Annotated in this window: 22 protein-coding genes and 1 pseudogene; 9 read left to right on the top strand and 14 right to left on the bottom strand. The window is 66.5% G+C overall.

All coding sequences use genetic code 11. The annotated features are described in order from the left end of the window. Positions 1–235 precede the first annotated feature (235 nt). The 12 genes from BJF85_RS13915 to BJF85_RS30125 all read right to left on the bottom strand — a co-directional run bounded on the left by BJF85_RS13915 (position 236) and on the right by BJF85_RS30125 (position 13,359). The gene (locus BJF85_RS13915; protein ID WP_075847993.1) at positions 236–712 is read right to left on the bottom strand and encodes an Imm1 family immunity protein; all 477 of its coding nucleotides are present in this window, start codon (positions 710–712) and stop codon (positions 236–238) included. Positions 713–860: 148 nt separating this feature from the next. After that, positions 861–1,772 carry an aminoglycoside phosphotransferase family protein gene (locus BJF85_RS13910; RefSeq protein ID WP_075847971.1) on the bottom strand — a complete coding sequence of 304 codons (912 nt, stop codon included), beginning with the start codon at positions 1,770–1,772 and terminating at the stop codon, positions 861–863. Continuing rightward, positions 1,760–2,608: a hypothetical protein gene (locus tag BJF85_RS28025; RefSeq protein ID WP_158056945.1), complete on the bottom strand. Its 849-nt coding sequence runs from the start codon at positions 2,606–2,608 to the stop codon at positions 1,760–1,762. Before BJF85_RS28025 ends, BJF85_RS13910 begins: the two co-directional genes overlap by 13 nt. Before the next feature lie 145 nt (positions 2,609–2,753). Then, positions 2,754–3,776, bottom strand: coding sequence for a glycosyltransferase (locus tag BJF85_RS13900; protein WP_075847969.1), 1,023 nt, complete (start codon positions 3,774–3,776; stop codon positions 2,754–2,756). Positions 3,777–3,782: 6 nt separating this feature from the next. Next, positions 3,783–5,786, bottom strand: a complete 2,004-nt coding sequence (gene serS / locus BJF85_RS26625; protein ID WP_083666355.1) for a serine--tRNA ligase — start codon at positions 5,784–5,786, stop codon at positions 3,783–3,785. Next, a complete protein-coding gene (locus tag BJF85_RS13885) occupies positions 5,783–7,045 on the bottom strand; it encodes a methionine adenosyltransferase (RefSeq protein WP_075847967.1) in 1,263 nt (420 codons plus the stop codon). The genes serS and BJF85_RS13885 overlap by 4 nt, the downstream gene beginning before the upstream one ends. Positions 7,046–7,595: 550 nt before the next feature. Then, the gene (locus tag BJF85_RS13880; protein ID WP_075847965.1) at positions 7,596–7,976 is read right to left on the bottom strand and encodes a DUF397 domain-containing protein; all 381 of its coding nucleotides are present in this window, start codon (positions 7,974–7,976) and stop codon (positions 7,596–7,598) included. Then, the gene (locus BJF85_RS13875) at positions 7,973–8,833 is read right to left on the bottom strand and encodes a helix-turn-helix transcriptional regulator (protein ID WP_255375619.1); all 861 of its coding nucleotides are present in this window, start codon (positions 8,831–8,833) and stop codon (positions 7,973–7,975) included. The genes BJF85_RS13880 and BJF85_RS13875 overlap by 4 nt, the downstream gene beginning before the upstream one ends. Positions 8,834–10,787: 1,954 nt before the next feature. Continuing rightward, positions 10,788–11,726, bottom strand: a complete 939-nt coding sequence (locus BJF85_RS27355) for a hypothetical protein (RefSeq protein ID WP_139320621.1) — start codon at positions 11,724–11,726, stop codon at positions 10,788–10,790. Positions 11,727–11,965: 239 nt separating this feature from the next. Beyond that, positions 11,966–12,265 (bottom strand): hypothetical protein, encoded by a 300-nt coding sequence (locus tag BJF85_RS13865; protein WP_139320620.1) that lies wholly within the window; start codon positions 12,263–12,265, stop codon positions 11,966–11,968. Beyond that, positions 12,235–12,636, bottom strand: coding sequence for a hypothetical protein (locus BJF85_RS13860; protein ID WP_139320619.1), 402 nt, complete (start codon positions 12,634–12,636; stop codon positions 12,235–12,237). Before BJF85_RS13860 ends, BJF85_RS13865 begins: the two co-directional genes overlap by 31 nt. Positions 12,637–13,230: 594 nt before the next feature. Next, the gene (locus BJF85_RS30125) at positions 13,231–13,359 is read right to left on the bottom strand and encodes a hypothetical protein (RefSeq protein WP_255375618.1); all 129 of its coding nucleotides are present in this window, start codon (positions 13,357–13,359) and stop codon (positions 13,231–13,233) included. A gap of 125 nt (positions 13,360–13,484) precedes the next feature. Between BJF85_RS30125 and BJF85_RS13850 the strand changes: the two genes are divergently transcribed. From BJF85_RS13850 to BJF85_RS30120, 9 genes and pseudogenes are all read left to right on the top strand, one after another. Next, on the top strand, positions 13,485–14,528 hold the full coding sequence (locus tag BJF85_RS13850) for a hypothetical protein (protein WP_075847955.1): 1,044 nt from the start codon (positions 13,485–13,487) through the stop codon (positions 14,526–14,528). A gap of 103 nt (positions 14,529–14,631) precedes the next feature. Continuing rightward, on the top strand, positions 14,632–15,348 hold the full coding sequence (locus BJF85_RS13845; RefSeq protein WP_075847953.1) for a hypothetical protein: 717 nt from the start codon (positions 14,632–14,634) through the stop codon (positions 15,346–15,348). A gap of 92 nt (positions 15,349–15,440) precedes the next feature. After that, a complete protein-coding gene (locus BJF85_RS13840) occupies positions 15,441–16,139 on the top strand; it encodes a chromosome partitioning protein (RefSeq protein ID WP_187346914.1) in 699 nt (232 codons plus the stop codon). After that, positions 16,136–17,836 carry an ATPase, T2SS/T4P/T4SS family gene (locus BJF85_RS13835; RefSeq protein ID WP_139320618.1) on the top strand — a complete coding sequence of 567 codons (1,701 nt, stop codon included), beginning with the start codon at positions 16,136–16,138 and terminating at the stop codon, positions 17,834–17,836. Before BJF85_RS13840 ends, BJF85_RS13835 begins: the two co-directional genes overlap by 4 nt. A gap of 19 nt (positions 17,837–17,855) precedes the next feature. Beyond that, positions 17,856–18,455: a type II secretion system F family protein gene (locus BJF85_RS13830; RefSeq protein ID WP_255375621.1), complete on the top strand. Its 600-nt coding sequence runs from the start codon at positions 17,856–17,858 to the stop codon at positions 18,453–18,455. Next, positions 18,455–19,351: a type II secretion system F family protein gene (locus BJF85_RS13825; protein ID WP_075847985.1), complete on the top strand. Its 897-nt coding sequence runs from the start codon at positions 18,455–18,457 to the stop codon at positions 19,349–19,351. The genes BJF85_RS13830 and BJF85_RS13825 overlap by 1 nt, the downstream gene beginning before the upstream one ends. Before the next feature lie 18 nt (positions 19,352–19,369). Continuing rightward, positions 19,370–19,561 carry a hypothetical protein gene (locus BJF85_RS13820; RefSeq protein WP_075847949.1) on the top strand — a complete coding sequence of 64 codons (192 nt, stop codon included), beginning with the start codon at positions 19,370–19,372 and terminating at the stop codon, positions 19,559–19,561. A 71-nt stretch (positions 19,562–19,632) separates the two neighbouring features. Continuing rightward, positions 19,633–19,995: a TadE/TadG family type IV pilus assembly protein gene (locus BJF85_RS13815; protein WP_255375617.1), complete on the top strand. Its 363-nt coding sequence runs from the start codon at positions 19,633–19,635 to the stop codon at positions 19,993–19,995. Continuing rightward, positions 19,992–20,147 (top strand): annotated as a pseudogene (locus BJF85_RS30120) (TadE/TadG family type IV pilus assembly protein); the annotation flags it as partial. The gene BJF85_RS13815 and the pseudogene BJF85_RS30120, both read left to right, overlap by 4 nt. 38 nt (positions 20,148–20,185) lie before the next feature. Here BJF85_RS30120 and BJF85_RS30115 read toward each other — a convergent pair. Beyond that, a complete protein-coding gene (locus BJF85_RS30115) occupies positions 20,186–20,944 on the bottom strand; it encodes a PrgI family protein (RefSeq protein WP_075847943.1) in 759 nt (252 codons plus the stop codon). Continuing rightward, a complete protein-coding gene (locus BJF85_RS30110) occupies positions 20,941–22,563 on the bottom strand; it encodes a hypothetical protein (protein ID WP_139320617.1) in 1,623 nt (540 codons plus the stop codon). Before BJF85_RS30110 ends, BJF85_RS30115 begins: the two co-directional genes overlap by 4 nt. Positions 22,564–22,565: the final 2 nt, after the last annotated feature.

Here is a 22,565-nt window from a genome sequence, read left to right as displayed (position 1 = left end):
CTCGCTCGGCGGCCAACCCCCGACCACCTTCCGCGAGCAGTGGATCACCAACCAACCCGCACTCTCATAACCACTGGACCACCAAACGGGGCCCAGTCACGGCAGCCTCGACCGCACGACTCTAGAGGCAGCAGGCCTTCACCTGCGAACGCTCAGGGAACCGTGGACCGAGATCGTCCCCGCGCGAACCGCGTAAGGGAGCAGGGGCCGCCTACGATTCACGGCAGCAACGGACCTAGCCCGCTGCGGGGGCGCTCTCGGGTTGCCAAGCGAGGTTGAGGGGGCGTTTCGCGGTGTCGAGGAACTCGATCAGAGCGTCGGCAACCGCCTCGATCGGGACCTCGCAGTGGGGCGGGAACTCGTCGGTCTCGTACAGCACCGGCTGATCCGGACCATCACCGCGACTGTAGAGATGAACGGGGTCGGAGCCGCGCCCGTCGTTGCCGCGGTACGAGAGCGCCCCTCGGTCTCCGTGGATGCCGACGATGACCGAGTGATCCGGCATTGTGAGATAACCGCGCGGAGCATCGTCATCGGGAATCCCCGTGTCGACACGGGGACGCGAGAAGTGGGTCAGGATCGCGTCACTCACCGTCTCGTCGGCGAGCGTCGTCACGAACGCCCGGACCTCTTCACTGGTCGCCAGCTCTGCAACCTTCTCGACCGGTGGCTGGCCGGCGTCGTGGACCCAGCACTGAGCTTGGAGCGTCACGACGCGCGCTTCCCTTCGCATCTGTATGGGCTCCCTACGGGACCATAGATGACGAGTGTGGCGCCGGCGGGCAGGAAGCGCTTCAAGGTCCAATGGTAGCTGGCTCCAGTCACTGGACCATGAATAGTTGGATGCAACGATGCTGTTGTCAGCGGCAAAGGTTCGCCAACTCCGGCGATTCGAGAATCGATAGCGTCGTTGCCACTCGGGGATCTTCCTTGTCCGAGTAGTACAAGGCTCCGTCTACTGCCAGGGTGAGTGACCATGCCAGCGCTTCATCCGCGAGGGCCGGAGCCTGCGACCGGCAAAGGTCGAACCTGTTGGTGAATCCATCGTTGTCTCGGTAGTAAACGCACCAGACTGCCCAGTCGAAGGCCGGAGTGCCGATCTTGGGGTGCGGGTCAATGAACACGGGTTCGTGGTCGGAGTTGAAGACGATGTTCTCTGCGTAGAGATCCGTGTGCAGCATCGCAGGGCGCTGTGGTTCCGCGCACAGATCGGCGCCGAGACTCAAGGCTCGGCGAACGGTGTGCTCACCGAGTATCGTGCCGAAGCGGGATGCGCGTTCCTCGATCCTCGGCAAGACCGTTCGACGGCAGTAGTCACGAAGCGTGGGGACTGAGCTATTGCCCGTCACTTCGGCCTGATGGAGCTGAGGCAGCGCATTTGCGATCCGTTGGATGTCATCGCTCGGCCGTGGCGATCCGCCCACCGTGTCACCGATCAGTTCGATCAGTAGAACGCTGGTTGCGTTGTCGGAACCGAGCAGGCGGCATGCCGCGTGTCCTGCCCAATGTTCCAGGGCTGTTCGCTCGTTGGCATAGCGTTCAGGATCTGGGAACGCTTTCAGGATCACGGGTTGATTGTCCGGAAAGCGCCCCACGCCGATCGCGGAAGCCCAGCCAGCATCATGGAATCCATCGACTGTGAGGCCGAAGCGCGCGGCCGTAGCCGAGATGTTTTCCTCGGCACCGCGTAGCCAGGTGCGGACGGTCGGGCCATAGTGCTCGATCAGTCGGTTGTGCGTTCCCGCAGGAATTTGCTTCGTCAGGCGAGCCACGGTGTCTCCCCGGATGCGGAGTGGTCGAGCGTCTCCTCGTCGATGATTTGGCAGACCTGTGGCCAGGGCAGCGGGAGTGGCGCGATCCGATTCCAGTAGGCGTGCGCCCACCGCACGATTCGGCTGAATCCGAGGCCGTCGATGCGTTCGTCTTCGAGGCGAAGCAGGCGGCGAACAGCACTGCCGGGCCCGCGTGCGGCAGGTCGAGTGCCGCTGCCGACGATGAGAGTCGCAGTGCGTATGGCGTCGAGCACGCGCGGCGCTGCCTGCTCTGCTAGCGCGCCATACACGACTTTGTCCCAGTTTTGGCAGGTGAGTAGCCAGGCAAGCCGTTCCAGGCCCGATCCGATGTCGGTCGCCAGCTGTGAGGGGTCTTCGTGGTTCCACAGCAACACGGCGTCCCCGAGTTCGCGGTCTTCGTGGTGGAACCGCAGCGTGATTCCGCTGACCGGGGCGCGCTGCCATATGGCGAGTCTGCCGCTAATGGTGAGGTGTCGGGTGTGGAAGCCGAGGTGGGAGAGCGCGCTGATCCATGTGTCGATCAAAGCCGCGTGATCGCCTATCGTGTCGATTGGTTCGACGATCGACACGTTGACGAATGATGTCGCAAAACCCGGCAGCAACGCCCCGTGTGCGTCTCGTGGGCCCGTAAATCGTACGACCGGTTGTGGAATGAACCCGTGCGTGAGGACATCTCGCCGACGGTGCTTGAGGTACGGGTCGAGGGCTTGGACGGCGGAGAAGGTCAGCTCGGCATCGTCCAACCCTTTCAAAGGCAGCAGCCGCCCGCGCTGGATGCCGTGGGCGGCGCAGGCGTCCGTCAGCGTCGCGATCATCTCGGGCCAGGATGGCCGGCGCGCGGGGGTTGGTAGGTGGGAGCGGGGCTCCCGTAAGTGAGTCTCATGTGGTCGCCGTCGAGGGTGCAGTCCCAGCGCGGAAAGGTCCGCCGTAGCGCTGCGAGCAGCTCGACAGCGCGTCCAGTCAACATGGTCGCGTGGCCAGTGCGCGGAAGTGCCGGGCTGGATCGAATCGGGCGAGTCCGATCTCCTGGACCTCGGCGGCTCGGGCGGGCTCCATCTGCTCGATTGCGTCCGCGAGCGCCTTGGCTGCGGTTTCGTCATCGTCGTCGCGATCGAGTTGGACCACGACGCCGGTCCGTGCGCATAATGCTGCCGCTGCGCAGGTACCTGATTGCCACGCCAACGCGACGACCGGCGTCCCTGCGCGCAGGGCCTCGCCGAAGGTGGCAGCTCCGGCTTCGATGTACTCCCGCGCGCAGGTGTAGATCAATGTTCCCGCCTCGGCCAAAAGGCGACTCTTCGTGTCGCCACCGACTTCGCCGACCATGGTGACGTGCTCGGCGCCGAAGTCCGCGCTGTGGGCCTGCACGTAGTCGTGGTCGAACACCGGTCCAGCGAGGATGATCTCCCGACCTGCGAGTGCGGCCGCACGGATGGCCAGATGCGGCGCCTTCTGCTGGTCGATTCGTCCCATCCACAGCAGCGCACCACCATCCTGTGCGGGTAGCTCGGCCTCTCCCAGCCCAACGTGCACGGCAAGCTCCGGAATAGGCTGATGTTCGGCGTAGCGGTCGCACATCTGGTCGGAGTAGCAATACAGCCGTGAATGGACACCGTCAAAGGCATCAGGCTGGTGCTGAAAATACGGCCAGTGCTGGAAGGTGGCCACGTCGGCGTCCAAGGACTCCCACACTGCCCTCCATGCAGGCAATGAAGGGTATTCGTGACCGACCACCAACAAGTCGTAGCCCGTGTTCCGAACGTTGCGGGCCTGCTGCCGGCCGAGGCTCATGTCCTCCAGCCGAACCAGCCGCATCTCCCATTCAGTAGCCAGTTCCGGCCGCCACTGCGGGCCAAGTAGGTGCACGTCTGCCTCGGCGGCACGTGCACCTACCGCGACCGCCCACAGCCACCGTTCAATCCCTCCGTATCCTGGCGGCGGGAAGGGATAGTCGCCTGGGAAGTCGCAGACGCCGACGAGCATGAGCTGTCAGGACTCGGGCGTGCCGTCTGCTGCGATCCTGCGGAATCCTGCGAATGGAACCAGGGCCTCGGGCAGCACGACCGAGCCGTCCTGCTGTTGGTTCTGCTCCAGCAGTGCTGCCAAGGCGCGCCCGATCGGCAAACCCGATCCGTTCAACGTCGCGGCGAGCCCGCGCTGGCCGTCCTTCGACTTGGTGCGGATCGCGGCGCGGCGTGCCTGGAACGTGCCGCAGTCGGAGCAGGAGCTGATCTCACGGTAGCTGTTCTGGCTGGGTAGCCACACCTCGATGTCGTAGGTGAACGTTGCAGAGAACCCGAGGTCGCCGGTCGCAAGGGCCACCACGCGGTACGCCAACCCGAGTTCCTTCAGGCACGCTTCGGCGTGGCCGAGCATTTTCTCCAGCTCCGCGCGCGATTCCTCGGGACGTACCACCCGCACCAGCTCGACCTTGGAGAACTGGTGCAGACGCAGGATGCCGCGCGTGTCCCGCCCGTACGATCCGGCCTCCGAGCGGAAGCACGGCGTCCACGCCGTGTAGGAGTAGGGCAGCTCTTCGGTAGGCAGGATCTCGTCGGCGTGCAGGTTCGTCAGCGGCACCTCGGCGGTCGGGATCAAGAACAGCTCCCGGTCAGCGACCCCGGTACGAAACAGATCTTCCTCGAACTTCGGCAACTGGCCGGTGCCGGTCATCGTGGTCCGGTTCACCAGGTTGGGAACGCTGATTTCCTGGTAGCCATGACGCCCGGTATGCAGGCTCAAGAAGAACGTGGCGAGCGCACGCTCCAGTGCAGCGCCGGCGCCCCGCGTGACGCTGAATCGCGAGCCGGAAAGCTTGGCAGCCCGACCGAAGTCGAAGATGCCCATCGCTTCGCCGAGGTCCACATGGTCCTTCGGGTCGAAGCTGAAACTCGGCGGAGTGCCGTGCTGGCGGATCTCGACGTTGAACTCGTCAGACGCACCGTCGGGAACATCCTCAGCCGGGAAGTTCGGGATCGAAAGCAGCTCCTCCTGCAGCTCGCCCTCGACCTTTTCCTGCTCCTCCTCCAGCTCGCGCACGCGGTCCTTGAGCGCTCGAGCCCGCTCCTTCAGCTCCGAGGCGTCGTCGCCGGCCCGGCTGGCTTTGCCCACTTCAGTAGCGACCTTCTTCGACTCAGCCCGCAGCTCGTCCGCGCTCTTGATCGAGGAGTTCCGGCGGGTGAACAGGTCCTGAATCGTGGCTAGGTCGAGCGTGTAGCCCCGCCGGGCCAGCGAACGCACAGCGTCTTCGCCCAGGTCAAGCAGGGTGCGGGCATCATGCATGAGTCGCCTCGTCCTCGTTTCCATGTACTGAAGCGTGTGCACCGACGGTAGCAAGTCCAGGACGTCCTCTCGCGGGAATACCCCCAGGTTGACCCGCCACGGACGGTGCTCGCGCGCAGCCCGGTGAAGATCGCCAATCAGCCAGCGGGTCAGCGCGTCCAGCTGTTCGTCGCCGATGACCAGCGGCTTCAGACACGGCGCGGCGGGGAGAAACACGTCGGTCAGCGAGCAGCCTGGATGGAGCAGCGCCCAGTTGATCACGGATACGATCAGCCCGTGAGCAACCACCACGCGCGGCCCAGGTTGCTCCATTGCGCAGCGTAGACCGGTGAGCATTCGTACGATTCCCTCGAGCTGCGACTCACGCCCACCTGGTGGCACGACGTGCGGGCCATGCTCGGCCAGCCAGTAGGCGTAATCGAGGAAGGCGCAGCCCTCGAACGTCCCGTAGTCCAGCTCGTTCAAGTGAGCCTCAGGGGACACCTCTCCCCGTCCAGCGGTGACCAACTCAGCAGTGCGCACACACCGGTCGAACATGCTGCTCACGCACGCCACCGCCTCGCCGCTCGGCAACAGGGGGCGCGCCGCGTAGCAGGCGGCCACGCCTTCGCTGGTCAGCGGTACGTCGATCATACGGTTGCCGTTGACCCGGTAGGCCGAGCTGTAGGCGGTGGGGCCATGGCGGAGCAGATACGTTGTGTGGTTGCTCATGCCAACGTCGGGCCGTCGTCGGTCAGAAGCTCGTCGGTCAAGGCAGGGAACGCGTCCAGGGTCTCCAATAGCAGTGCCCGCAGTTTGTCGTCGGCCAAGCTCTCGCCGTCCTCGGCGAGGCGGACCAGGACCCGCCAGGGGCGGTCCAGCCGTTGGCCAGTGGCGCTGATCAGGTGGACTTCGACGTATCCGCCGGTGGCGTCGTGTAGCCGCTGGGCAATCCTGTTCGCGGCGACGTTGTAGAGCTTGCCAACGTGGTAGACGGGGTTCTTGCCATTCGCGCCTTCCACGTTCATCGGACGTAGAGGTGTAATCAGCCCATTGACCCGGTTGCCGCGTCCAACGACGCCCTCATCGCCGGACTCGATCGATGAGCCGGTGTAGGTCAGGTATAGCTCGTCTCGCTCGGGCAAATCGCGGGCATTGAGCCGAAACCGTGCCTGCATCCCGGGCAGGTATCGGGCTGCCAGCCGGTGGCATTCGGCCAGCACAGCGTCCTTGTTCTCCAGGTACTCGGCTCGGCTGGCCGCGTGCGCGCATTTCTGCGGAACCGCAAGCACCACGTCCAGCTCACGACCGACGCTGTGGACCATGACCTTCACATCGCTACCGCACCACGGTTGGGAAGCTCGAAAGCCCTCCGGCGACGAGAAGTGATAGGCCAGTAGTCGCGCGAATTCTTCCGTGCGGTTCTGCGGTGCCCAGCCGGTGCCGAGACTTGTGTCATTGGCGAGTAACTGACGTCGTTCCCGCAGGTCATCACTCGATCTCGGCGTAAACCAGCGCTCCCGATCGGACGGGCCACTGCTGTCGGTCAGTACGGCGCCGGGGCTGGAGTTACTGGTGACGTTGAGTTCAATGGACAAGTGTCCATCGAGTTCCGGTAGTCGCTCGGCGAAGAATGCGTCAACCTCCGTACTGATGAGCTCGTCTACCGGGACCGCCACTCCACCGCACTCACGTGCAGCACGCCCGTTGACCAAGACCCGAACCGGATCAACCATCCGGCCCGCCCCGTACCGCACCTCCGAAGAACCACCCAACAGGGCCAGCTTGTCGAAGTTGTGGTGCAGTACGGCCCCGAACTCTTCTAACGTGTAGCGGCTGTAGGCGCGCGACAGGCGTTCGGCAAGGTGGTCGGCAAGCGTGTCCGGGTGCCCCCACCCCTTGCGTTCCACGATCGACATGTCGCTGGGCGCAGGTACGTTGCGCTCCACAACGAGGTTGCTGCCGTCGAGGTCGAGATACTCGGCTGACATGGTCCGTTGCGGTCCTTCTCCTTGAGTGCGTCAGGCGATCATGACCCAAACGACGGACCTTACGGACAGCTCCACTTGTGTGTGACCGGGTTCTACGACGATCACCCGAATGGCGTCTACTTGGGAGGCAACAGAGCGCATCAATCATTCGTTGGCTCGGTTTCACCGGAATCTCCACCGCTCCGGCACCTGATCAACCACACCCACGACAACCAAGCGACGACAGCGGACGCCGACGAGACCGTTGCATCGACGGAACGACCGGAAATCCCTACCTCGCCACGGCGCTACCGCCCCGCGACATGCGCAGCTAGAGCGTGCTGGCCACCTCGGCCGCACGATCTTGCAGGCCGTGAACGCTCGGCGAGCGTTCGGTCGCACTGACCGCAGTGAGAAGCGTGTAAGCAGTCTCGGCAGTTCCTGTGCGTTCACACGAATCGACCGGCGCAACTCGGCCACTGTTTCAAGACCGTGCGTGACAGTCCGCAGCGCCGCTTACGCGGCGGTCAGGCCTTGGTTCGCCGCCCTTTCATGCGCCCGTGACGGCCGTTCAAACTGCCAGCAGACCGCCCACGGGGAGATCGAACTCGGAGCCCCGCACCCCCGCAACGAACGCGGACCACTCACCTGCGGTATAGGAGAGGCGGCCGGCCGCGTGGTGGTGTGTCCGCAGGTCGACTCCCCCGTCAGCATGGACGACGATCTCAATGGCCGTGTTAGAACCAGCTGGGGCTCGTCCCATGACTTCTTCGAGGAAGTCAGCCCAGTAGCCAGCCGGCACGCTCAGGACCGGTCCGGTTCCATGGTCCTTGGTGTCCCGAACATGGACGACGTCGCCGTCGAACCTGACCTCGACGCATTCCTGGGACGGGTTGCTGAACGAGCTCTTGAACCAGCCTCGTGCCGAGCTGGCGGATTGAGTGTTGTTCATGGCTGTCTCTCCATCTCTTTGCGGACCTCGTGAATGATCTCAAGGGAGGCGTCGAGATCCAGCGCACGGTCGATAGCTTCGTCCAGGCTCGCGCTCAGTTCGCGAACGATGTGCGGCTTATCGATGAGCGCGCCGGTGGTGACGGCCTCCTGCCAGACCATGTCCGGCAGGAGCTGCGAGTGGAACGAGAGGATCGTCAACCCGCCACCGATGACCGGGTGGGCACCCGCGCTGTAGGGCATCACATGGATCTTGATGTGGTCGCGGCGTTCCTCGGCCAGGCTCGCCAGGCGGGAGAGCTGGTGGACCATGATGTCGCGGCCGCCGACCTCCTGCCGCAGGGCCGTCTGGCCGATGACGACGGTCAGGTCGATCGGATCCGGCCCCTCGAGCCGTGCTTGGCGGGCGAGCCGGGACTCGATTCGCGGACCGACGTCGACGGGTTTGATGTAGGGAGAGCCACCGCGGATCATCGCCCGGGCATAGTCAGCGGTCTGCAGCAGCCCAGGGATGGTCTCCGCGGTGTACTGACGGAAGGCACTACTGCCAGCCTCCAAGCCGATGAAGCGGAGGAACTCCTCCGAGTAGAGACGGGCGTAGTCGTCCCACCATTCCCGCTGCTCGGTGCGGCTCCGTAGAACCTCAAGCTCGTCGGCTTGTTCCTCGGACAACCCGTAGATCTGGACCAACGCTTCCAACTTGGGCGCCGTCAGCTTGCGCTTGGCGATCTCGATCGACGACAGGTTGTTGCCGCCGATGCCGGTTTCCTTGCCCACCGCACTGAGCGTCAAGCCCAGCTGCTCACGACGCTCGCGCAGCCGTAGGCCCAGCTCGAGCGCTTGCACCGTGCTCGACATCGGCGCATTTCCCATCGTGGCGCTCCCTGCAGGTTTGTTCTGAGTACGTCGTGCACCGATCTCAGTATCACAGCAAGGGAACAACAAGTACACACGTTTGGAGCATACCGTCATGAGTACTCTCTACTTACTCTGATTGTACTCACGATGATGTCCGCTCTCATCTGAGTATGTACGGGGTACTCGGCCGACATTCAGGGGTGATCTCGATGGGCTCCGACGACTACTGGCTCGCTTCTGCGACACCGAGAGCCGACCGTCCGCAGTTCGCAACTCGATTCGGTCAGCGCCAACCTCGTCCCGGATCGCGAGCTTGCCCGGCCGCAGTGCCTGCGGGGTCACCATGCCCAGCGAACTTGACAGCCGTAGCGCGATGGAGGAGAGCAGCCAGGCCCCGGCTTCCAGGATCGCGACTCTCCCGACTCCCTGACGATCCACTGCCGCGTGCGCGGTGGTCCCCCGAGTGGATCGGTCAGGGCCCCACCATGCGGCCCCATCGGTGCCCCGAACGCCGTTGGGACCGCCATGGCCTCTCTGACACCCGGCGGGCAGGCACTGACCCCGACCTCCGTCTGCCCGCCGGGGCCCACGGTTGTCCCCGTTACCTGGCGGGCGCCATGAAACGACGCAGGCTCGTGAACACCGTTCTGGGAGTACTCGCGCGTGCTGGCTGGAGAGCTTCCGACACCTGGACTGTGCGCTGTCGTGACGAACAAGGCCACACAGTGAAGTTGCGAGTTGGCATATCTCTGGACGGAATCACGATAATGCCGTCCAGCTCAGGGCGACTCACACTCACTCCCGTCGGAACTGGTCAACTTCGCGCCGCCCTCCGCGACGCATTGTTGGTGCGTGCTCCGCTCGTGCCTGAGCAGCCGCCTCCACCTCGCCACACTGACCGAGCGCGCCCGCACGCACCGGGCGATACACGGCCAAATCCGCCCCGCCGGACACTGCGCCGCCTGTCCAGCCCCAGCCCGAGCAAGGTGCGACGCCCCACCATGACTCGGGCAGCCCACCTCAATGGCCAGTCATCGACCCGGACCGCACCTTCATCCGGGCAGCGTGAAGTGCCCACAGCCACCTATCAACGGCGCGTCACCTGCAACCGCGCGAATCCTCCATCACCTACGGAAGGCCACCGCATGCACATCACCTTTGAAGAAGTCACGGAGACCACGCCCTGCCCCGGCGTCCATGACACCAGGACGAGACACTACCCACGAACGGTGGCTGGTCGGCCCGTGACGATGCCCTACGTCAGCAACGGATTGTGGGGTCAACACCAGATCGTCATGTCATCGCTGTGTTCCCGCAGGTGTCTGGTGCCACCAACCGTGAACGACGATCAGGAAATGCCTGTGTGTGCGGAGTGCAGAGATCGACTGGCAACCGCACGTGAAGCCCACGTCTCGTCCCCGCTCCGCGCACGCACGCCGGTGAGCATCGCGCCCTGACTACGAATGTCACGCCGTGGATAGAGGTTGCTGTGGGACGGCACGAACTGCGTGACAGCGCAGGAAATCCGGTCACGACGACACCGGTTAACGACAGCGGTGAAGTCCACAGCGCGGAAACCATGGCGGCGCCCACCAACCCGTTCCTGGCCGCCGAAAGGGCTCTCCTAGGAACTCCCGCTCAAGCGTTGCCGACGACCTCCGACATCGAACCAGACTGGCCCATGGACGATATGGACGACCCACACGGCAGGGTACAGGGGCACTGTTCAGACAACGTCCTTGCCGAACGTCCTTCGACAGAACAGGCGCCGACACAACAGCCCCGCCGATGGCAACCACCACCCCTAGACGGCCACCAGTTGGCCCGCGTCCTTGAGCTTATGCGCGAAAAGTGGGACATGTAGGAGAAGACGCCGCATCACACGCAGGAGCCTGTCTCGGTGATATGGCCGCGACGGGTCCTGTGCGCGCGGCAAAGCAGCCACTGGAAAGTGTCAGCCGTGTAGTCCGGTACGCACGCAGCTGTCGATGAAGGATCGGAGCGCGTGGAAGCGTCGCTCCCGGTGTGCGAAATCGTGGCGTCCTTCCCGGGCGAGCCGACGAATGGCTTCGTCGATGGCATCGAGAGCTCGGCGTGGGTCGCGCGAAGCGAGAGCCTCCGCGTGGAGGGCGTGGAGCAGAGCATTTGTGGCCCATCGAGCAGCCGCGCGAGCGGCGTCATGTACCAGAGTGTCGCCCCGTGCGTCGACGAGCATCAAACCGGCCAGCACGATGGCGGTGTCATCGCCGTCAGGGTCATCCGTAGTCGACAGATAGCCACGTGCCCGCCTAACGGCGCCGTATTCCCCGGCGCGTAGTGCCGCGAAGGTGCGCAGCGCCGGCAGCGGAGAACGCGTTGAATGCGGGCTAGCTGCCAGGGCCAGGCGTGAATGGTCAAGGAAGGAAGCCAGCTCGAGGCCATGCAGGTTGGCCTGCAGTTTGGTGGCGTGGAAGGCGACGGCGAACCATGCAGCGGCCGGGCTGGTCTGTTCGGGTGCAGTCGCGAGGTACGAACCGACGGCGCTGTCGAGGTCGGTGTCGGAGTCGACGGTGGCGCGAAGCGCAGAACCGAACCCCAGCGCCCATCGCCGGCCCAGTACCGCGGCCGTGTGCTCGTCGGCGTGGTCGGTGAGCCACTTGCCGCAGTCCAACGCGGTATCCACCAGCGGTGCTTCCAATACCTGGCGGTACCAGTAGTACTCCGCGCACAAAGCAAGTCCGTCGCTCGGCCCTGACACTGGCCACGGTGGAAGGACGTCAGCGTCGGCTAGTTGGTCGGCGACATAGCGGCATTGGGCACGGTGCCGCACGACGGTGCCTTTGGTGGCGTAGATGTCGATCGCTGCCCGTTCCCACCGCTGATCCACATGGCACAGACTATCGACTCCGATCATCACCGTGCAGATCCCGCCGCACCGAGCCGATCAGGCCGGATCGTTCTATGTCGCACGCCTGGTATGTCGGGCACCGCTTGCCGCGCGCGGAGGGACCCGATGTGGCGCCACAGAACCGTGAGGTCAAGCCTGACAGTGACACTCGGGTGCCGGCAGATCCAGTGCGGTTCACGTATGAGCGCAGCGCACGTCATGACCGTGGCCGGTCGCGGGTAATGCGGGAGCCCGGCCGGACATCCTCACGCCAAGACCAAGCCCAGCGTGCCGAACGCCAGAAACGGACCGTGTCGGAGAGCCAAGTCGAGCCGGCGAACGTGGGTCTCACGGGCAGCGAGGTAGACAATCGCTTGGAGCGACCAGATCAGCAACAGCGCGCCACCGAGCCGGACGACGAGTTCGAACGCCGCAGTCACGAAATGCTGGTCCGCGACAGCCGGCCATTCCTGCCATCCCAACACCGCGCCGGATACGACGGCGAGTTTCAGGTCACCGCCTCCAAGCTGGTCGGCTAGAAGTACGTACCACGCGCCGTACAGCACGGCGAAGCGACAACGCCGATGCCCACCGCGACAAGACCATCGGCTCGAGACCCAGACAGAACCGCCACGACAAGACCGGCGAACGTCAAGGCGTAGGCCAACGACATCAGCCAATTGGGCAGCCGTCCTGTACGCAGGTCGATCAACGCCAGCGGCACCGCAGCGAGGGCGTATCCCACCGCCACCAAGTTCTCCACACCGGCCCGTTGACGCCACATGACCACACCGACGAGCGCGGTCGTCAGGGCAACCTGCGCGACGAGCTGTGCCCACGGTGTCTTCGGCTCACGCGTTCGCACCGCCAAAGCGACCATCGCGCCCAGAACCAGGCCGGTCAGGCTCGACACGAGGGCGGGGAGAGACAAGTTCACGAGAGCGACGCTCCGAATGGGATGCACAACCTGACGTCGCGCGTGCAGTCGGCCACCGCAGCGCGGGTAGGTAGTCCAGTGAACCCCGCAACGGCTTCCGTCGCGAATGCCTAATCCAATCGAGTGAAAAATCGGCGGCGAAGCGCGGTAGGCGGTAATTCACCCCTGGGTCTGGTTGATGTGACCGAGGTCATCCGGGGTACACGTTGTGGGTACGTCGATCCGATCGTCGTCGACGACGCCGCGTCGGGGGAAACGCACTGGGGGTCGTATGCGTAGTCCGATCGTTCGGCTAGCCGCGCTGGCCGCTTCGTCAGCAGTGCTGTGCTCCGTCGTAGGAGCGTGCACGTCGAACGAGCCGCCTGCGCCGGCCGCCGCGAGCTCGCCGCGGCCTGTCGAGCAAACCACCGCGACGTCGTCCACAGCACCGAGCACGGCCGATGCCGCTAGAGAGCGGGCGACGGACGCGTATACGGGGATGTGGCAGGCGATGGCTCGCGCGGGGCGGACCTCGGGCTGGAAAGCGCCGGAGCTTTCCCGCTACGCCACGGGCAACGCGCTGACGACGATCACCAGGTCGTTGTATGCAGACCACTACAACAACGTCGTCACGCGCGGAGCGCCGAAGAACTCTCCGCGCGTGACATCGGCTGACCCGCCAAACGAACCGACGACGGTGATGATCTCCGACTGCGGCGATTCGTCCGGGACCTCGAAGGTCATGGAGGACAGCGGGAAGCGCGCGCCTGGCGACGTTGACGGCGGTCGCGGTCGATCACCGCCGAGGTCGTCAAACAGCAGGACGGCGCCTGGCGGGTCAAGCGGTTCGCCGTGGAGGGAGTGGGCACATGCTGAGACGGGTCTCGGTCGTCGCCGTATCGGTGTCCACGCTCATGGTCGCCGGTTCCGGTGTCGCGTTCGCTGATATCTGGGGCGGCGTGGACTGCGGGCAGACCAACTACACCGGCTGCGGTTTGGGTGCCGGAGCGGACGGCCCGCCCGCACAGCCTCCTGCGATGCCACAGGCTCCGCCGGAGCACGGTGGCGGGTCTGATGCTGACGGCGGGACATCTGGCGATGCGCCGCGTCCGCAGGGTGATCAGCTTCTGAGCGAACCGAACTTGGCTGATTGCCGATACGTGCGTAGTGATTACCAGCCGCCGGCTCAGGGGACGACCACGGTCTCGTACCGTCCTCTGAACGACGGGGGCGCGGTCACGGTCACGCCGGCGGTGTACCGGCCCGCGGCGTCGGGATCGCGGGTTCGACCCGCGCAACAACAGCAACCTCAACCCAGGCAATCGGGCGCGTGGTACGTGTACCAGTGTTCGGGTGAGGGTTATGCCGACGCTCTCTACCGGGCGCCGGTGTGGATCGCCGACGGCGAGCGGCCTCGACCGCGGCCGGCCCCTTCTCCTGAGCAGCTGGCGCGGCAGGCCTACAACCAGCTGCGCCTTCCTTCGCTGGGTATTCACGCCTCGCCGGCGGAGCGGCAGTTGGTGAATCTCCCGACGTGGCTGTGGATGGATAGCGGTCAATGGCGGCCGGTTACGGCGTCCGCGTCCGTGCCTGGTGTGTCGGTGACCGCGACGGCGACCCCGAAATCCGTGACGTGGTCGATGGGAGACGGAGCGAGCGTCACCTGTGACGGTGCGGGTACTCCGTTCCCGCCCGGTAGTGACCCCCAGGCCGCGAGCCCGGATTGCGGCCACACCTATCGGCAGAGCTCACGGGGACAGGGGAACGACAGTTTCCCGGTTTCCGCGACTGTCGATTGGACGGTGACATGGTCCGGAGCTGGCCAACGGGGCACGTTCCCGGGCCTGACAACGACGTCGAACACGACGTTCTCAGTGGCGGAATCGCAGGCACTCAACCAAGCACCGCGCTGACGATTCTCAGTCCGCTGTAGACATAACGAGATTCCACACGAGAGAACACCCCTTTTCCGCATCGGAAAGGGGTGCGGGGTACCGCATTGCCTGGAGGCGTTCGATGTCCACCACCACCTCGACTCATCAGCCCGCCCAGGGCCCGCCCGCCGCCTCGCGGTCGTGGGCGGGCCGCAAGCCCGGCGCGCCTTCGCGTATCTCCGGCGGCACCGGACGTCGCCGACGGGTGCCCTATCTGGTGTTGGGTTCGCTCCTGGTCGTGGTGTGCGCGGCCGGAGCCATCGTCGCCGTGCAGCAGGCCGGTGACCGTGAGCCGATGCTCGCGCTGGCGCGGCCGGTCGAGGTGGGACATGTCCTCGCGCCGCAAGATCTCCGGCAGGTGCCGATGTCGGTTGACTCCGGGGCGGATCTCGTGCCGGCGAGCCAATCGTCCTCGGTCCTCGGGCAACCGGTCGCGTACTCCCTGCCCTCCGGCGCGCTGCTATCCCACTCAGCGCTCGGGAGTCCTCAGATTCCTCCTGCGGGACAGGGTGTGGTCGCGGTGGCACTCGAAGCCGGCCACGTGCCTCCCGGTATCTCCCCGGGCACGACCGTGTCGGTGATCGTCACACCGGACAGCGGTGCGAGTACCGCCGACGGTTCAGCACAAGACGCCTCGTCCGCCGGTCCCTGGGACGCGGCGGTGGTGGATGTGGAACCGGCCGCCCATGACCAGTCGACGGTCGTCTCGTTGCAACTGCCCACAGCCAGCGCGCGGCAAGTCGCCTCGATGCCGCCGGGGCAGCTGTCACTGGTCGTCGTTGCGAGGGGCGGTCGATGATGCTCGTGGGACTCTGCTCGGTGAAAGGCTCACCCGGGGTGACGACGACGGCACTGGCGTTGGCGGCGCGCTGGCCCACGGGTGATCCGCTGGTGGTCGAGGCCGATCCCGCTGGCGGCGATCTCGCGGCGCGCCACCACCTTCCCGCGAACCCGGGTTTGGTGTCACTGGCCGCGGCGGCTCGCCGCCAGTCCAGCGCCGCATTGCTGGCCCAGCACAGTCAACGCCTCCCCGGTGGCCTGCGTGTCGTTCCCGGTCCGGTCGCCGCCGAACAAGCCCGCGCGGCACTTGGCGTGCTCACCACGCGCGGCGTGCGAGCGACCCGGGCGGCCGCCGCGGCGCCGGATGCCGCCATCCTGGTCGATGTCGGCCGCCTCGATTCCTCGTCGCCAGCGCTGCCTCTCGTACGCGGCGCGGACTCGCTGGTCGTGGTGGCCCGGCCGCGCGCCGACGAGCTCTCTCATGTGGCGACCATGCTCGGCGACATTCCGAAATGGGCACGCATGCCGGCCCTACTACTCGTCGGAGACGGATATAGCCGCGCCGAGGTCGAACACGAACTGCGCGTACCGGTGATGGGCACCATGCCCGACGACGCGCCGGGCGCCGCGCCGCTGTGTGGTCGCCAACGCGGGCGTGCGCCGGAAAAGTCAGCCATCGGCAGGGCCGCCGCGCGCATCGCCGCCAACTTGGTGGCCCAGGCCCAACACCCGCCGAGCTCCGCCGCGCCGTCCCACGACGAGGTCGCGGAGTTCGTGACCGCGAACGGAAATGGGGGGTCACCGCGATGACGACCCACTCCTACGACCACAACCTCCCCGCTCCGGACACACCCGTGCCGGATCACTCGTCGGAATCGCCGCCTGGAGCCGCGGGCTCTTCCTGGGATCATCCGGCGACGGCGGCGTTGCGCACCCGCGTGCGCGAAGCGGTGTCGGAAGGGTTGGCCGAGCGGGTGCGCGCCGATGAGCAGTTCGGCAGACCGCCGCTGGATTATCAAGCCCGGCGCAACCTCGCGCTGGGCTTGGCCGCCGACGCGGCCGATGCCTACGCCAATGCGGAGCTGGCCCAGCCGACCGGCGCCGGGCTGCCACCAGACGACGTCGAGCGCCACGTCATCGCGTCGGTCATCGACGAGGTCTTCGGTATGGCAGGGCTGCAGCCGCTGCTGGCCGATGAGGCCATCGAGAACATCAACGTCAACGGGTGCGATCGCGTGTTCGTGCGCTACAGCGACGGCCGCCGCGCGCAGATGCCACCGGTCGCCGCCTCCGACGAGGAGCTTGTCGATCTCGTGCGTTCGCTCGCGGCCCGATCGGGTGTCGAGGAACGCCGCTTCGACCGAGGATCGCCCGGTGTCAACGTGGAACTGCCCGATGGGAGCCGGCTGTTCGCGGTCATGGCCGTGACTGGGCGGCCGTCGGTCTCGATCCGCCGGCACCGCTTCTCCCAGGTCACGTTGACGCGACTGCGTGAACTCGGCACCGTCGACACCGGCTTGGAATCCCTGCTGAGCGCGCTGGTCCGTGCCCGATTCAACATGCTCGTCGTCGGCGGAACCGCGATCGGGAAGACAACGATGCTGCGGGGTCTGGCCTCGGCCATCCCGTCCCATGAGCGGCTGGTCACGATCGAGGACAACTTCGAGTTGGGTCTCGACCGCGACCCACACCACCCTGACACCGTCGCGTTGCAGGCCCGCGAGTCCAACGTCGAAGGTGAGGGCGCGATCTCTCAGGCCGACCTCGTGCGGTGGGCACTGCGGATGAGCCCGGATCGCGTCATCGTCGGCGAGGTTCGCGGCTCGGAACTGATCCCGATGGCCAACGCGATGACGCAAGGCAACGACGGAAGCATGGCCACCGTGCACGCGTCCGATTCTCGCGGCGCCTTCACCAAGCTGGCTACCTACGCGGCCCAGTCACCCGAGCGATTGTCGCTGGAGGCGACGAATCTGCTGGTCGCCAGCGCCGTACACGTCGTGGTTCATCTGGCCGAAGCGCGGGATGACAAGACCCGCGTGGTCAGTTCGGTCCGGGAGGTCGTGGGCGCCGACGACAAACAGGTCGTGTCCAACGAGGTCTACCGCCCGGGCCCGGATGGGCGCGCGGTGCCCGGTGTCCCGTTGCGCACCGACACCGTCGAGCGGTTGGCCGAGGTCGGGTTCGACCCGGACTCCTGGAACGGCCGGAGGGGTGGTGGAACCCATGACGGGCTCGGTCGCACTCGCCGGTCTGCTGGGGATCGGCTTCGCACTCGGGATTGTCGTGTTCGTCGTCGGTGTCCGGGGTCGCGAACGCGCCGTAGCGCCGCGTGCGCCGAGCCGGTGGGAACGGTGGATCGGGGATGTGCGGCGGCCCGGGCCCGCGCGGTGGCTGGCGGCGAGCGTGGTCAGCGGCGTGATGGTGGGGGTGCTGACCGGTTGGGTCGTCGGCGGGGTTCTCGCGGCATTGGGAGTGTGGACGTTGCCGCGGCTCCTCGGGCGTGACAAGGACCAGAACAGACGTGTGGCGCGCATCGAGGCCATCGCGGCATGGACGGAAATGCTGCGCGACACCCTCTCGTCGGCCGCCGGTTTGGAACAGGCCATCCACGCCACCGTCGAGACGGCTCCCGTCGCGATCCGCGACGATGTCCGCGAGCTCGCGGTGCGGATCGAACGTGGGGACAAGCTTTCCGACGCCCTGGGAGTGCTGGCCGACGACCTGAATGACCCGACGGCGGATCTGGTCATCAGTGCGCTGGTTCTGGCATCCGAGCATCAGGCTCGGCAACTGACGGATCTGCTCGGCGAGCTGGCGACCGAGGCACGCGAACAAGTCTCGATGCGGCTGCGGGTGGAGTCCGGACGAGCACGTACGCGCACGAGTGTGCGGGTCATCGTCGGGACGACCGTCGCGTTCGCGGTGGGCCTGGTGATTCTGAACCGCGGCTACCTCGACCCGTATGACAGCGCGTTCGGACAGGTCATGTTGTTGCTGGTCGGCGGCCTGTTCGCGCTCGCGTTCAGTTGGTTGGCCCGCATTTCGCGCATGGGCGAACCGGAACGGTTCCTGACCCACCTCGCTGGGGCCGAACCGCCTGCGACGCGGGAGGTGCGGTCGTGATCACCACCGCGCTGCTGTGGGGCGCTGGGGCCGGGCTGGGCTTGTGGGCGGTACTGGTGTGGCTGCTCCCGCCGCGCCCGTCGTTGGCGAGCGCGCTGCAGGCGGTGCGGACGCCCCGTCAGACGCGGCCGACGATTACCGACGTCGACGCGGGTGGGTGGGCCGCGCGCTGGGGCCGGCCGGCGGTGCGACCGCTACGCGCGGTGGGACTGCCGACCGCGCGACAGCGCAAGGACCTGTTGATGCTCGGCCGATCCGCGAAAGCCTTGTTGGCGGAGAAGGCGGTGCTGGCCGTGGCCGGTCTCCTGCTTCCGGTGGTGGCACAGGCTCTGCTGTGGGCAGCGGGAGTCGGGTTCCCGTGGCAGGTGCCGTTCGTGGTCAGCGCCGGCTGTGCGGCGGGCGGCTTTGTCCTTCCCGACCTCGAGGTGCGTCGACTAGCCGATCGTAAGCGCACCTCGTTTCGCCACGCGTTGAGCGCTTACCTCAACTTGGTGCGCGTGTCGTTAGCGGGCGGCGCCGGGGTTGATGGCGCGCTGAACGATTGCGCCACGGTCGGCCGGGGGTGGGCGTTCGCGCGCATCCGCCGCGCGCTGATGGCCGCGCGCCTCACCCGCACGACGCCCTGGGACACCTTGCGCCAGCTCGGCGATGAGCTCGACATCCGCGAATTGGTCGAGCTCTCCTCGTCGGTCTCGCTCGCCGGCACCGAGGGCGCCAAGGTGCGCGCGTCGTTGGCCGCGAAGGCGGCCGCGATGCGCACCCATGAACTGACCGAAGCCGAAGGTGAAGCCCAGGCCGCCACGGAGCGGATGAGCTTGCCCGTCATTTGTTTGTTCGCCGGGTTCTTGGTGTTCATCGCCTACCCGGCCATGGCCACGGTGCTCGGCGCGCTCTAGCACCGGAAAGGGGAACACATGCTGGTACAGCTGCGCATTGTCGTCACCACCGTCCGGGCACGCATCGAGCGGTTGCGCGCGGACGAGCGAGGCTACTCCACCGAGACCGTGCTGGTGACCGCACTGTTGGTGGCCGCGGCGCTCGTGGTCATCGCGATCATCGTCTCGGCCATCACCCGGAAGGCCAACGAGATTGGGGGCAACATGTGAACACACGGGGATCCTCCACGCGCCCCCGCAGACGTGCGTGGCGTCGTGTCGGGAGTGATGAACGCGGTGCGGTGACCGCGGAATTGGTGGTCGCCGTGCCAGCGCTGCTGTTACTGCTGCTGGTGATCGCGCAGTTCGCGATCTGGGCACACGCCTCCCACGTCGCGCAAACAGCCGCCTCCCAAGCGCTCTCGTCCACCCGCGTGCAGGGCGCCACCAATACCGACGGCCGGCAGCACGCTCGCGCGGTCCTCGCGCAGCTCGGTGGCGGCCCATTGCACTCGGCTCACGTCGCCGTCTCACGCGATGCGGAACAGTCCAGTGTGGAGGTGGCTGGGTACGCGGCACGCGTGATTCCGTTCCTGGACTTGCGGGTGAGCGCGCGAGCAGTTGGTCCGAACGAACGGTTCGTCGAACCGGAGGCCAGCCCATGAACGCCGTTGTGGCCCGGTTAGGGCGAGACGAGCGTGGGTCCGTGGCGACCGAGCTGACCCTCCTCACGCCGGTGTTGATCGTGCTGCTGTTGTTCGTGGTGTTCTGCGGCCGGCTCGCGGACTCACGCCTGCGCGTGGACGACGCGGCCCATCAAGCCGTCCGCGCCGCGACTCTCGCGCGCACCAGCACTCAAGCAGGCGACGACGCGAGGACCACCGCTGCGGCGGCCCTCGGCCAGGCCGGCATCAGCTGCCGAGGCCTGAGCGTGACGACGAAGCTCGGCTCGCTGCGTCCGGGCAGCACAGTCGCGGTCACCGTGCGCTGCGAGATCGGGCTGGAGGACCTGTCCCTGTTGGGCGTGCCGGGCTCCACAACGGCGCAAGCGTCGGCGTCGTCGGTGGTCGACCAGTGGCGCGGCACCGTGAACGCGGCGGGAGGTACCGGGTGATGCCAGCTGCCGTGCGATCGCTGCGTGCTGACGAGCGGGGCCGGGTTGACCGTCGAGCATGCGGCCAGCAGCACGAGCCCGTCCGAGCCGAGATCGACTACGCCGGCCTCGTTGACCCCGTGGGCGGGCAGCTCCAGCGCCCCGGTCTCCGGGTCACCACCCCCGGCGACATCGGTCAACCAGTCGGGCACCGGTGTCGACTCCGCGCCCGTCGTGACGCGCCGTGGGGGCTGCAGTCGCTGGCGGATGGCGGCGACGACGAGGCGGTCGAGTGTCACACCGTCCCGGCGCACCACCACCAGCGCCGCAGCGGCCACGCCGACCGGAACAGCCACGACGAGATAGGCGATCACAGGGAGGAAGTCGCGGGTGACCATCCATCCGCCGTAGAGCAGCAGAGCCACGATGGCCATGACGGCGACCTGACGGGCCGTGAACCCGGCCAAGATCCTGTCTTCCCGGTCCACATCCGCGGGAATACGCACGCTGTACTGACTCACGTCTCGTCACCTCCTTCTCGACGAGGACTGGGACGCGGTGGGGAGACCTTCGGCAGATCCAGCGGGAGCGCTTGCTGACGCGGTTTCGCACCACGACGAGCCGGCGACGGCGGTGGCACTGACGGCGATGGCGGACGCGGCCGCGACTCGGGTGGTAATTGCGACGGTGGATCTGGGCGTTGAGCGGGCCGTGGCGGTGTGGGCGCGTCTCGAACATTCAGCGGCAGTGGGTACTGGCCCTGCCTAGTGGGTCTCGGCTTGTCCTCCGGCCACTGGCCGTCGACGGGGAGCTTCAGCTGGGTACCGGCCATCGGCGGGCGGGGCGGCCTCGGCGGCGGCGGCGGTGGTGTCGGGCGCGGCACTCGTTGGGCGGTGATCGGCAGCCGGTACTGCCCGTCCTTACCCAGCCGTGGCCGGTTCTCGAGCCACTCGCCACTGGCCGGCAAGCGCAACTGCCGCCCTTGGCGGCCCGATGGCCGGCGAGCCGGAGCCCGCTCCCCGGCCCTGGGCGCAGGCTGGCGACGCACGTCCAGCGGCAGTGCGTACTGTCCGTCACGGCCGAGCCGAGGCTTGTTCTCCGGCCACTCCCCATCCATCGGGAGCGCCAGTTGCGTGCCCCGGCCGCGCGGCCGGGTGCCAGAGGCGGGTGTGGCACCGGCGCGGTGGGCACCTCGCGCGGCGGGCCGGCGCGGGAGTCGGCCCAGCGGCAGCATGTATTGCCCCGACGGTGTCGCGCGGGTCGCGGTGTACGGATCAGTCGTGCCGCTGGGTTTCGCTGTTTTCCGAGGCGTGGGCGCGCGCCCGGATCCGCCGCGGCCGCGCAGCAGGCCGAAGGTTTTGTAGGCGATGAAGCCCCGGGCCAGCGAGCCCACGAGGGAACGACCCCCGCCGCCGCGCAGCGAGCTCATGATCCAGAAGGGGATCTTGAACAGGATGTACATCAGCGCCAGCGCCACGAGGAGGTTGACCAGCCCGTCGGTCGTCGGCCCGAAGAAGGTGAACCCGCCGGGAGCGAGGAACACCCGCATCGCGGTGATCAGCGTCAAGGACTGGCCGAGTTGGATGGCCAGGCATCCGCCGAACGCTTTCCACCACCACTTCGCGATGCCCTCGGTATGAGGCAGGCCGTGACACATCAGCGCCAACGGAGCACCCGCGATGAGCACGACGGTGAGCGCGACGCGGACGATGTAGGTCAGCAGCAGCGCGACGAGCATGGCCGCGAGGAACAGCGCGATGAAAATGATGAAAAACCCACCGCCCAGCGAGCTCAATACCAATCGCTTCAGTGATTCGGCGGAGGAATTCTCGTCGACACCGCCAGTCATGATGGCTTTCGCGAGAGCGTTGGCGAGCGTGATGGCTTGAGAACAGGCCCAGAGCGAGAGCGCGCCCGCGAGAAAACCAACGACGACGCGCGGAAGAATCTCCTTGATAGACGTTCGGGTCTGCATCGTCTCGTAGGTCATGACGATGATTCCCGCGATGAGGATCAGCATGCCGTAGCAGGCCAGCATGATCTGCCAGGACGAATTCCACAGTTCACCGATCCTCGGCAGGTCATCCAGGGTAGGTGTCGTCAGCAGTGTGTTGGCCAGCAAATCCAGCAGGCTGTTCAACG

This window comes from Saccharomonospora sp. CUA-673, assembly GCF_001942305.1.
In the GTDB taxonomy this organism is placed as follows: Bacteria; Actinomycetota; Actinomycetes; order Mycobacteriales; family Pseudonocardiaceae; genus Prauserella.
The sequence above is the reverse complement of the archived record's forward strand: the minus strand, read 5'-3'. Positions and strand labels throughout refer to the sequence as shown.